The organism is Streptomyces glaucosporus, from assembly GCF_039533345.1.
Taxonomy (GTDB): domain Bacteria; phylum Actinomycetota; class Actinomycetes; order Streptomycetales; family Streptomycetaceae; genus Streptomyces; species Streptomyces glaucosporus.
The window spans coordinates 65,348-76,304 of record NZ_BAAATJ010000024.1 but is presented as its reverse complement, the minus strand read 5'-3'; the positions used below and the strand labels follow the sequence as shown (position 1 = coordinate 76,304).

Genomic DNA, 10,957 nt, shown 5'->3' with positions numbered 1-10,957 from the left:
GTGGGTGTTCAGCTGTGGAAGGGCAGTCCGGCGTCGACCGCGCCGGGCCGGCCGTCCGGGTCGTCGGCGTCGGGCGCCGGCAGCAGGGTGGCGCTGCCGTCGCTGACCGGGACGATGCCCAGCTCCAGCAGTTCGGCCATGGCGGCGCCGCCGGCCATGTCGCGCACCTGGAGCTGGTAGCGGGCGGTGGTGCGGTAGGTGCCACCCGCGTCGTCGCCGGTGCGCTGGAGGAATCCGGAGTCGGCGAGGAAGGCGGCCGCCTTGGCGACGATCCCGGTGGTGGAGCCGGCCAGGCGCCGGGCGTCCTTGGTGGCGCCGGTGGCGCTGCGCCGGGCGTAGACCCGCCAGGCGGCCTCCAGGCCGGGCGCGTCGCTGACCGGGTCGGTGTTCTCCCCCTCCCGTTCGGCGCGCTCCTCCAGCCGGCGGCACGCCTGGCGGACGAAGGCGTCCACGCCGTTGACGGTGATCCGGCCGACGTAGCCGTCGTCGGCCAGGTCCTCGGGGCGGGGGAAGGCCAGGGCGGCGATGGCCAGGTGGGCCAGGCCGTGGAGGAAGCGGTCGGCGGAGTCGGCGGCGGCCCGGCGGGCGTAGTCCCCCATGCGGACGGCGAAGACGGAGTCCTCCGCGGCGGTGACCACCATCCCGGCGCGGTGGGAGACCTCCAGCACGACCAGCCCGAGGCCGGTGGCGACGGCGTCGGCGAGCCGGGCGAAGGCGGGCTCCTCCCGGTAGCGCCGGAGCAGGTCGGCGTACTCGGCGTCGCGGGCGGGCAGCAGTTTGGGCTGGAGCCCGAAGGAGACCAGCCGGGCGGCGTCGGCCGCGTCCGCGGGGGTGGCGTGGCCGGGGGCGCCCGAGGGTGCCGGGGCTCCCGTCCCGTCGCGGCCGTCGGGCCGCTCCCCGTTCTCCGGCGCGCCCTCGCCGTTGTGGGGCTCCCAGGTTCCGTACTCGCTCACGAGGCCACCTCCGTGCGGTCCGCTGCCATGCCCGCCGCGTCCAGGAGGGCGGTGCCCACGACGAGGTCGGCCCCTCCGAACTCCGGGTCGTCCAGTTCCGTGCCGTCGTCCACGGCGAACAGCAGTCTCCGCTCGCCCTGCCGGTAGGCGGTGCCGACCGGCGGGCTGGCGGCGTGCACCGCCAGCAGGGCCACCAGGTACGGCAGGTCGGGGTCGCGGCGGCGGGCCTCGGCCAGCAGGCCCGACAGGCGGCGCGGGGCGTCGGGGGGCAGGTCCAGCAGCTCCCTGGCGGCCTCCATCTGCTCCTCGGTGAAGCGGCTGTCGTCGGGGGTGGCGACCAGGTCGGGCTCGGGCATCTCGGCGCCCAGGTGCTCGCGGGGCGCGGGCGGGGTGAGCAGCAGCTCCGTCAGGTCGCCCAGCCGGACGGCGGCGGGGGCGCGCAGGCCCGTGCCGCGGGCGAAGAACGCGTCGGTGACCTTCGTGGCCTGCTCCACGGGCAGCGGCAGCACGGGGGCGAGGAGCTGTCCGTACAGGTCCAGGCCGGCCCGGGCGGCGGGCGCGGCGAACGCCTGGCGGTCCTGCTCGGCGCGGAAGAGCGGCCCGGCCTCCAGCAGCCGGGACTGGAGCTGGGTGTGGCGCCGGATGCAGTCCTTGACGATGTCGACCAGCTCGGCGGCGCGCAGTTTGTTCTCCGCGCTCTCCGCCTCGTCGCGCGCCCTGCGGATGTTGGTGAGGATCGCGTTCTCGTGCCGGTAGCGGTCGGCGACGTGGTCGAGCGCCTCGGCGATCATGTCGGGGACGGTGTGGAGCCAGTCGACCGCGCGGACGTTGCGCCGGGTGGCCTCCAGGGTGCGGCGCAGCGTCTCGGCGTACTGGACGGTGCGGTAGCGGGCCTGCTCCGCGGCGAGCTGGGCGTCGGCGAGCCGGCCCCGGCTGATCAGCACCTCCAGCTTGACCTCGGCGGCGATCTGGGCGCTGGTGACGTCGGTGTCGAGGGCGCCGACCAGGACGTTGACCGCCTCGTCGGTGGTGCGCAGGTAGACGCCCCCGCCCGGGCCCGGCACCTCCTCGATCAGCTTGAAGTCGTAGTCGCGCCGCACGTACTCCCCGTCGGGGCCGAAGGTGCCGTAGACGGCGCGGAAGCCGCGGTCGACGCTGCCGACGTTGATCAGGTTCTCCAGGACCCAGCGGGCGACCCGCTCGTGCTCGGCGGCGGGCCGCTGCGGGGCCTGGGCCGCGACGCGCGGCAGCAGCCGGGCCACTATCTCCTCGTGGTCGGCGCCGGTGTCGAAGTCCATGTGCAGGGTGACCAGGTCGATGGCGGCCAGGGCCACCTCCGCCATCGCGTACGTGCCGTACTCGCCGGCCAGGTTGGCCTTGCGCACGTCCAGGTCGTGGAGGGGCGCGGTGCATGCGAGCGCCCTCAGCCTGCGGGCCAGGCCCTCGTCGGCGGCCGGGCCCGGTGCGGGGCGGACGGCGCCGGGGGACGGAGCGGATACGGCAGTGGTCACGTGGCACAGATTAGGCGCTGCCACCGACAGAGATCGAAACGGCGGGGGTCCGCCCCGCCCGGGCCCGGCTCCGTGCGGCCCCGGGCGGGCTCAGCGGGCGGCGCCGCCGGAGCCGAGCCTGCCGCGTACGGCGCTCTGCACCCCCTCCTCCTCGGCGGGGTCGGCGGCGAGCCGCCGCAGGCGTTCGACGACCCGGACGTCGCCGGTGGCGGCGTGGCGGGCCGCGATCTCCCGGGTGGACTCCTCGCAGTCCCACAGGCACTCGACGGCGAAGCCCGCCGGGAAGGACGGGTCGGTGGCGGCCAGGGCGCGGGCCGCCACGCCGCGCAGCCGGGAGGAGGCGGTCTCGCGGTAGACGTGCCGCAGGACGGGGGCGGCGCACCGCACGGTCAGCCGGCCGGCCCCGTCGACCAGTGACTCCAGGGCCGGGGCGTCGGGCCCCTCGGCGCGGACGGTGCGGCGCAGGGCGGCCAGGACCGGTCCGGCATCGCCCCGGCCGCCGTGGCGGGCCAGCATCGCGGCCGCCGCCGTGCCGAGCCCGTCCTCGCGCCGGGCCCACCGGCGGGCCCGTTCCAGGGCGGCCGGGCCGCGCATCCGGGAGAAGGCGGCCAGGGCGGACCGGGCGACCGCGCCGGAGGGATCGTCCACCGGATCGGCGGGTCCGGTCGCCGCCGCCTCGATCAGGCCGAAGACGTCGGGGTCGCCGCGCTCGGCGAGGTGGCGCAGGGCGGCGGCGCGGGCGGCGGCGGGGCCGCCGCGGGCGGCGGTGAGCAGTCCGGGACGGTCCTCGGGCCCGGCGACGGCGGCCAGGCATCGGGCGGCGGCGGCCTCGCGGCGCTCCGGATCGTCGCCGGGGCCGCCCGCCCCGGCCCACTCGAGCACCTCGCGCACGCTCCAGCCGGGGCGCGGCCCGGCGGGGCGCAGCTGGCGCTGCCAGCGGTTGAAGGAGCCCTGTTCCCGGGCGCGCTCGATGCGTCCGGCCTGGGCGGGGCGGGCCCGGTCCTCGGCCCACAGCCGCCAGGGCCGGGGCTCGTAGGCGTCCCGGACGGCCGCGGCCAGCGCGGCCTCGCCCTCGGGGGTGTGCGGGAAGCGCGCCAGGACGGCGGGACCGAGCGAGCGCAGTCCGGCGTCGTCGTCGCGGACGGCCAGCTCGTCCAGGGCCCACTGCCAGTTGGCGCCCTGTGCGGCGTAGCGGCGCAGCAGCAGCAGCGCGCCGCGGTCGCCGTAGGAGGCGAGGTGGCCGAGGACCGAGAGGGCCAGGCCGGTGCGGTCCTCCGCGGCGTCGACGTGGTCGGCGGGGTGGAAGAGGTGGTCCTCGATGTCGTCGAGCCCGGCATCGAGGTCGCGGTGGAGGCGTGCGTAGTACAGGGAGCGGTGCTCCAGCCGCCAGTCCCGCCGGGGGTCGCGCCGCAGGCACTGGCCCAGCGCGGCGAGCGCCTCGGCGCGGGGGGCCGCGAGGGCGTACAGCGTGCCGTCGCCGCGGCCCCTCTGGAGGAGACCCAGCAGCGTGCCGCTGGGCGCTATGTCGGAATCGACGGAATCGGCGAACATAGGGTCAGCATCCGGTCCGGGGTACGGGGCTGGCAACGGGATTTCCGCTGCGCGCCATTCTCGCCGGTCGGCCGCTGTTCTCCTTCCGTCCCCCCGGGGTTTGCCCACGGTTGTCCCACGGCGTTCGCCGTTCCGGCCGGAGCGGGCGCTCCGGCCGCCGAAGGATACCGGGAATCCGCCGCCGCGCACCCGGGCGGAGGCGTCCGCCCGTGCGCGCCCGCTCCGGGCCGTGTGCGCGCCGTCACACCCGCACGGCGGCCGGCGGTGACGGCGCGCCCCCGCCCGCCGGGGCTACGCGCTCGTGCTCCCGCCCGGCCACCGGGAGGCCGGCGCCGAACCCCTCCCGGCGGCCCTGGGAGCCCTGGGCAGGACGAGTTCGAGCTCCTCGCGCAGGTCCTCGATGCCGGAGTAGCCGGCGTACCGGCCGGTGAGCCGGTACATCTCCCTCAGCCGGTCCCAGGTGCGGTGCGAGGAGGTGTTGCCGATGGAGACCAGGGCGAGCCGCGCGTAGCGGTCCGCCTGCTCGGGGTCGTCGGCGATGAAGCAGGCCGAGGCGAGCGAGATGTAGTCCAGGATCTTCGACCGCTCGCGGCCCTTCTCCCGCAGTCTCAGCGCCTCCTTGGCGTGCTTCTCGGCGACCCTCGCCGCCGAGGGTTCGTGCTCGGCGAGGGTGCGGTACGCCAGTGCCTGCATCCCGTGCAGGTCCGCCTCGTCGAACATCTGCATCCAGCTGGGTGGCGGCACGTCCCCCCTGTCCGACACGAACAGCTCCTCGGCCTCGCCGAGCGTGCGCCGCATCTCCTGCCCCTGCCCCATGGACGCCTGGGCCCACGCCTCGATGGTGTGGAGCATGGCGCGGGTGCGCGGCAGGGCCCGGTCACCGCAGCCGGCCCGGGCCAGCTTCATCAGGTCCAGGGCCTCGTCGGGCCGTCCCAGGTGCACCATCTGGCGTGCGGCCCGGGACAGGGCCTCGCCGGCGCGCGGCCGGTCGCCGCCCTCGCGGGCCGCGTGGGCGGCGATGACGAAGTACTTCTGGGCGGTGGGTTCCAGGCCGACGTCGTGGGACATCCACCCGGCGAGCACCGCCAGGTTGGCCGCCACCCCCCACAGCCGCCGCTGGATCTGCGGGGGGTGGCGGTAGGCGAGCATGCCGCCCACCTCGTTGAGCTGGCCCACCACGGCCTTGCGCTGGAGACCGCCGCCGCGGGCCGCGTCCCAGGCCCGGAAGACCTCCACGGAGCGCTCCAGGGCCGCGATCTCCTCGAGACCGACGGGAGCCGCCTCGTAGCGGTCGGAGGAGACGGGATCGGCGGCGAGGGCGCCGCCGGCCCGGTGGAGGCCGGCGGCCGGGGACGGGTCGGTCCGGAGCCAGTCGTACATGGCGCTGCTGAGCGCCGATCCTGCGGCGAGCGCGGCGCCCGCGCCCACCAAGCCGCGTCGGTTGAGCATGAGGTCCATTCCCGTGAATTCGGTGAGGACCGCGGCGGTCTGCTCGGGAGCCCACGGCAGCCCGTCGACGGACTGCCGCCTCCCCGCCGGCCCCGATCGGCCGAATCCGAGGTCCTCGATGGTCACGACACGGCCGAGTCGCTCGGTGAACAGGGTCGCCAGCACCTTGGGCACCGGGTCGCGCGGGGTCTCCCCCGTCTCGATCCAGCGCCTCACCCGGGAGGTGTCGGTCGCCAGCTGCGGGTGGCCCATGGCCGCCGCCTGCCGGTTCACGAGCCGGGCGAGTTCGCCCTTGGACCAGCCGGTGAGGCCGAACAGGTCCGCGAGGCGGGTGTTGGGTCCCTTGGTCACGTCAAGCCCCCAGGATCTCGGCTGAGTTGACAGTAGCCGTCACCGGACGCCGGTCCGAGGGGCCGCGGACATTCGCCAGGGTTCGCCAGGGTCCGCCAGATGGCGCGCAACCCGTGCGCGGGTGTGCTGTAGAACAGCGCCATCCCGTCCGGCCGCGGATCCGGCATTCCCCAGGGTGCACCGGGACACGGCCGGCCGGGTGGCGCGGCAACCTGTCGGCGCACGAAGGGATCCGGCTCGTCCATGCATCCAACACCGTCCCCCGTGTCCGCCCCGCTCCGGCCGCGTACGCGTCAGCCGTACGGCACCGCCCACCCCGAACCGGTGCGCACGTCACCGGCGCTCGGCGTCCCCCGGCCGCGCCGGGCGCACGCCCCCGGGGTCCCACCGACCGGCGCGAGGCTGGACCTGTCCGGCCCGCAGGGTGCGCGGCTGCGCACCGCCATCGCCTCGGTGCACCGAATCTGCCCGGAGTTCCAGCCGGCGCAGGCGATGCGCCGCAGCGGGCACTCGGTCCTCCTGGTCGGCACCGTCGGCCGCGGTCCCGCGGTCGCCAAGTGCCTGCTGGACCACTCCCCCGAGCAGGCCGAGCGGTTCCGGCACGAGATAACGGCCTACCGCACCTTCGTGCGCCACCGCCCGCCGGTACGGGTGCCCCGGCTCATCGCGGCGGACCCGGACGGCTGCGTCCTCGTCGCCGAGCGGACACCGGGCCGCCCGGTGGCGTTGCAGCGCCACCCGCTGGAGTCTCCGGCCCACTCCGACCTGCGCGCCGTGCTGGGCGCGATCCGCAGGGTGAACGCCTGGCAGCCGCCTCCGGGACGGTTCGAGGCGCAGCTCGACTACGGGCGGCGGGTCGCGCGCTACCACGAGCTGGGTCTGCTGACGGACCGTGACATGGGCGATCTGCAGAAGCTGCTGCACGGCCTGGCGCGGGGAGGCGGCCGGTGGGAGTTCTGCCACGGCGACGCCCTGCTGTCCAACGTGCTGCTGTCCCCGGCCGGTCCGGTGCTGGTGGACTGGCAGCACGCCGGCTGGTACCTGCCCGGCTACGACCTCGCCACCCTGTGGTCGGTGCTCGGGGACAGCCCGATGGCGCGCCGCCAGATCAGCCAGCTCGCCCAGGCCGCCGGCCGCGACGCGCGGGACGCCTTCCTGGTGAACCTGATGCTCGTCCTCACTCGTGAGGTCCGCACCTGTGAGACGGCCGTGCAGCGCGCCATGCGGGATCCGGCTCCGGCCGGGGTCTCCGACCGGCCCGGTCAGATGAGTGCGGGCGAGGAGCAGCGGCTGCTGCTGCGCCGGCTGCACGACGACTGCGCGATGGCCCGCCGCGCGGTACGGGCGGCGGTCGGGACCCGGTGACGCACGCCGGACGGACCGCTCCTCCCGGTGGCCGCGGGGGCGTCACCGGGCAGGGCCCGTAAGCGTTCTGCCGGGCCGGAACGGGGCCCGTCCGGGAGAGGTCCCGTACGGGCTTTCCGCCGTGCGCGGCTCCGGGCGCGGCCGGTGACGTCCCGCCGTGCCGTCCGTGTCCCCGCGGGCACCGGGAGGGGACGGACTGGGGGACGGGCGCTCCGCGGCCCTCCGCCCCGCCGCCGTCCGGACGCCTCCGTCACGGCGTCACCGCGTCGTGACGGGCCGCGTCACCGCTGGAACATCTCCGCGGGCAGCGGCTTCAGGAGCTGGTAGAGGTCCTCGGTGATCGGCCGGTCCCAGCTCGCGATGGTGACCAGCACGTTGTCGCTGCGGTCGAACTGGACGCAGGAGATCCTGCTCTCGGAGCAGATGATCCGCCGCACGATGAGCAGGCTGTCGTTCAGCATCACCGGGTTCTCCTCCGTCCCGGTGACGGTGACCTCCTCGTCGTTCTCCAGCGCCGCCAGGAGCTGCTCCACCTCGAAGGGCACCTCGTCGTCGGCGCGCTCGCGGGCGGGGGAACCCTCGGGAAGGTTGCCGATGACCATGGCCGGTCCGCGTCCGCCGAACAGGTCGTAGCGCAGGAACACGCCCTGGCAGCTCCCGTCCGGCCCGGGGAGCAGTCCGGCGCCGAGATTGCCCGGCCAGTCCCCGGGGTCCATGGCCAGCACGTCGAAGTCGGGTACGGCGGGAACGGGGGCACTGCGGCGGCGGAGAAACGACATGCCGCCATGGTACGGGGCCGCAGGCCGGAAAGGAGGGGCCGCCCGCCCCGGCTCCGCGGCCCCTTCCGCCGCCGGTTCCGCGGGTGCCGGGGCCGCCGTCCTACCGCCGTTCCAGCACTCCGGCGAGCCCGGCCCGGTCGGTGCCGAGCTTGCGGTAGACGGCGGAGAGCAGCCGGGTCACCGCCCGCTCCTTCAGCTCCATCTTCCGGGCGATCTCCGGGTCCGCCAGCCCCTGCGCGGCCCACTCGGCCGCGGCGCGCTCGCGGGCGGACAGCTCCTCGCTCGGGGCGTACCGCAGTTCCAGGGGCCGCAGCCCGGCGGCGGTCAGCTCCTCACGGGCCCGCTCCACCAGCGCCTCGGCTCCGCAGTGGGCGGCCGTCTCCAGGCCCCGGTAGAGCTGGTCGGCCGCCTCCTGCTGCAGGCCCGCGCGGCACAGCGCGGCACCGTGGCCGACCAGCGCTCGGGCCAGTTCGTACGAGGCCGGGGACCGCTCCAGGTGTTCGACCGCCTCTCCCAGGAGGTCCGCCTCCCCCGGTCCTCCGGTCACCTCGGCGGCGCACCGCAGCGCCTGGCCGATCGCCGAGGCGGTGCCGAACTGGCGGGCCCGCTCGACCGCCTCCAGGGCATGGGCCGCCGCCCGTCCGGGGTCGGTCCTCCCGACGGCGAGCGCGAGGTGCTGCTGCCAGGGGCACCAGGACGGGTTGCGCATGCCGCGCGGGTCCAGGCGCCGGCCGGCGGCGGCCAGCTGGCGTGCGGCCTCCCGCGGGCGGCCGCACGCCAGCAGCAGCTCCCCGTGGACGGCCTGGGCGTCGGGGTAGACGACGGCCTTGGGGACGGCGGTGCCGTAGTCGTACCTCCGGGCGGTCTCCCAAGCCTCCTCGACACGCCCCCGGGCGATCAGGGTCTGGACCAGGGTGCCGATCGCGGCGAGCTGCGCGGGCGCGCCCGAGCCCACCCGGTCGGCGATCCGGAGCCCCTCGCGCACCAGGCTCTCGGCCTCGCTCAGCCGTCCCCGCCGGTAGCGGATGTAGCCCAGGAGGGTGAAGCCGAACGCCAGGTGGGAGCCGCGCCAGCCCTTGCGCTCGCACTCGGCGATGCCGTCGGCGAAGAGTTCCTCGGCCCGTCCGGGCCGGTCGCAGTACAGGTACGTCAGGGCGGCCATGACGGGCACCTCGAAGCCCCGCTCCCCGTCCGTCCAGCTCAGGCCGGATCCCAGGGCCTCCTCGGCGAAGCGCAGGGCGGTGCCCGCGGGCTCCCCGCGGGCCACCGCGTCCCAGGCGCGCAGGCCGAGGATGTACCGCTCCTCGGCCCCGCCGCGGCCGGACAGGTGGCCGGCGAGCCGGGCCAGGCGGCGGGAGCGGGCAGGCGAGTCGGGTTCGTCGGCGCGGAAGGCGTTCCACATGAACTGCTCCGCGCGCATCCGCAGCCGGGTGCGCGCGGTGGTCGCCCGCCGGGCCTCCTCCCCGACGAGCGCGGCGGCCTCGTCCATCCGGCCGCTGTGCCCGAGCGCCTGCGCCAGGCGGCAGACGACGGCCTCGCGCAGACCGGGGTCCAGCCCGGGCTCCTCCAGGGCCGCACGCAGGTGGTTGACCGCGGTGGCGGGCCGGGCGAGGAGGGCGGAGCAGCCCAGTTCGAACAGGACGGACGCCCGTTCGTGCCGTTCCGGCGGCTCGCGCAGGGCCCGTTCCAGGCAGCGCCGGGCCGCCTCGGGCGCTCCGGCGCGGAGGTGCTCGCGGGCGGCCGCGCGCAGTACGGCGACGGCGCCGGGGTCGCCGTCGGGGTGCACTTCCAGCAGGTGGCGCGCGGCGGCCGCGGGGCCGTGGCCCGCGTCGGCGACGACCGCCGCGGCCTGGCCGTGGAGGGCGACGCGCAGGGCGGGCGGGATGGCCTGGTAGACGGCGGTGGCGATCAGCGGGTGGAAGAACCGCAGCGGTTCGTCGCCCCCCGTGCCGCCCGCGAGGATGCGGGCGGTGTGCAGCCGGGCGCGTGCCTCGGCGGCCTCCTCGGCTCCGAGCCCGGCGACGTCGGCGGCCAGGGACGGGGGGATCTCGGTGCCGAGCACCGCGGCGGCCCAGGCCAGGCGCACGGCGGCGGGGCCCAGCCGCTCCAGGCGTCCGACCAGTCCGCTCCCGCGGACGGTGCCGGCGAGGTCGCGCAGCTCGGCCGTGTTCTCCCGCTGCGGTTCGATGCGGCGGTCGGCGACCTTGGCGGTCAGTTCCATGACCTCGAAGGGGTTGCCGCCGGTGACGGCCCAGCACTCGCGGCAGAACTCGTCGTCGGCGGCCGGGCCGAGCGCACCGCGCACCAGGCGGGCGACCGCCCGCGGGGTCAGGGCCGCCAGGTCGAAGGGGCGCGAGCCGCTCCGGGTGGCCAGTACGCGGAAGGGGGCGGTCCGGTGGGCGTGCTCCTCGGGCCGGTAGGCGACGACGAGCAGGACGGGCAGTTCCGCGGCCCGGGGCGCGAACCCCGTCAGCCAGGCCAGGGACTCGGCGTCGGTCCAGTGGGCGTCGTCGAGGGTCACGACCACGGGGCGGTTCCGCGTCACGAACCGGGTGACGACCCAGTCGAGGCCGTCGCGCACGCCCTGGGGGTCGGGGGTGCTGCCGCCGTCGGGGGCCACCAGGCCGATGGCGGGGGCCACGATGTCGTACCAGCTGTCCAGGAGCCGGCGGTGCTCGTCCTCGCCGGCGGCGGCGAGGACCGGCTGGGCGAGTTGGCGGACGGTGTGGAAGGGCAGGTTCTGTTCCTGCTCGCCGCCCCGCGCGGACAGCACGGTGCAGCCGCGCGCCGTCGCACGCCGGCGTACTTCGGCCAGGAGGGTCGTCTTGCCGAGCCCGGCCGCGCCGGCGAAGGCGAGCAGGTTTCCGGCGCCCGCGGTCAGCTCGGTCAGCGCCTCGTCCACGGCGCCGAGTTCGGCCTCTCGCTCGAACATCGCCCGGTGCATCGCTCCCGCTCTTCGCTCGCGATCACGTCCGCCGTCCCGGCCTTTCCCGGCGGA

At 76.5% G+C, this 10,957-nt stretch carries 7 protein-coding genes; 1 reads left to right on the top strand and 6 read right to left on the bottom strand.

Features of this window, described 5'->3' with window-relative positions:
- Positions 1-8 precede the first annotated feature (8 nt).
- From ABD358_RS22260 to ABD358_RS22245, 4 genes are all read right to left on the bottom strand, one after another.
- Entirely contained in the window at positions 9-953 is a 945-nt protein-coding gene (locus ABD358_RS22260; RefSeq protein WP_344632881.1) for a hypothetical protein, read from the bottom strand.
- A complete protein-coding gene (locus tag ABD358_RS22255; protein ID WP_344632880.1) occupies positions 950-2,464 on the bottom strand; it encodes a hypothetical protein in 1,515 nt (504 codons plus the stop codon). The genes ABD358_RS22260 and ABD358_RS22255 overlap by 4 nt, the downstream gene beginning before the upstream one ends.
- A 90-nt stretch (positions 2,465-2,554) precedes the next feature.
- Positions 2,555-4,015, bottom strand: coding sequence for a HEAT repeat domain-containing protein (locus ABD358_RS22250; RefSeq protein WP_344632879.1), 1,461 nt, complete (start codon positions 4,013-4,015; stop codon positions 2,555-2,557).
- A gap of 291 nt (positions 4,016-4,306) precedes the next feature.
- On the bottom strand, positions 4,307-5,815 hold the full coding sequence (locus ABD358_RS22245; protein ID WP_344632878.1) for a DNA-binding protein NsdB: 1,509 nt from the start codon (positions 5,813-5,815) through the stop codon (positions 4,307-4,309).
- A 243-nt stretch (positions 5,816-6,058) separates the two neighbouring features.
- Here ABD358_RS22245 and ABD358_RS22240 point away from each other — a divergent pair, with 243 nt between their 5' ends.
- Positions 6,059-7,180 carry an aminoglycoside phosphotransferase family protein gene (locus ABD358_RS22240; protein WP_344632877.1) on the top strand — a complete coding sequence of 374 codons (1,122 nt, stop codon included), beginning with the start codon at positions 6,059-6,061 and terminating at the stop codon, positions 7,178-7,180.
- Positions 7,181-7,461: 281 nt separating this feature from the next.
- Here the strand turns inward: ABD358_RS22240 and ABD358_RS22235 are convergent, their stop codons facing one another.
- Both ABD358_RS22235 and ABD358_RS22230 read right to left on the bottom strand, forming a co-directional pair.
- Positions 7,462-7,959 carry a hypothetical protein gene (locus ABD358_RS22235; RefSeq protein WP_344632876.1) on the bottom strand — a complete coding sequence of 166 codons (498 nt, stop codon included), beginning with the start codon at positions 7,957-7,959 and terminating at the stop codon, positions 7,462-7,464.
- 100 nt (positions 7,960-8,059) lie between these two features.
- Complete coding sequence (locus tag ABD358_RS22230) at positions 8,060-10,891, bottom strand: ATP-binding protein (RefSeq protein WP_344632875.1); 2,832 nt, start codon at positions 10,889-10,891, stop codon at positions 8,060-8,062.
- Between the last annotated feature and the right edge of the window lie 66 nt (positions 10,892-10,957).

What these genes read in the sequence shown, in the direction of transcription:
- ABD358_RS22230 (WP_344632875.1), bottom strand. Translation starts at nt 10,891, where the DNA reads ATGTTCGAGCGAGAGGCCGAACTCGGCGCCGTGGACGAGGCGCTGACC.
- ABD358_RS22235 (WP_344632876.1), bottom strand. Translation starts at nt 7,959, where the DNA reads ATGTCGTTTCTCCGCCGCCGCAGTGCCCCCGTTCCCGCCGTACCCGAC.
- ABD358_RS22240 (WP_344632877.1), top strand. Translation starts at nt 6,059, where the DNA reads ATGCATCCAACACCGTCCCCCGTGTCCGCCCCGCTCCGGCCGCGTACG.
- ABD358_RS22250 (WP_344632879.1), bottom strand. Translation starts at nt 4,015, where the DNA reads ATGTTCGCCGATTCCGTCGATTCCGACATAGCGCCCAGCGGCACGCTG.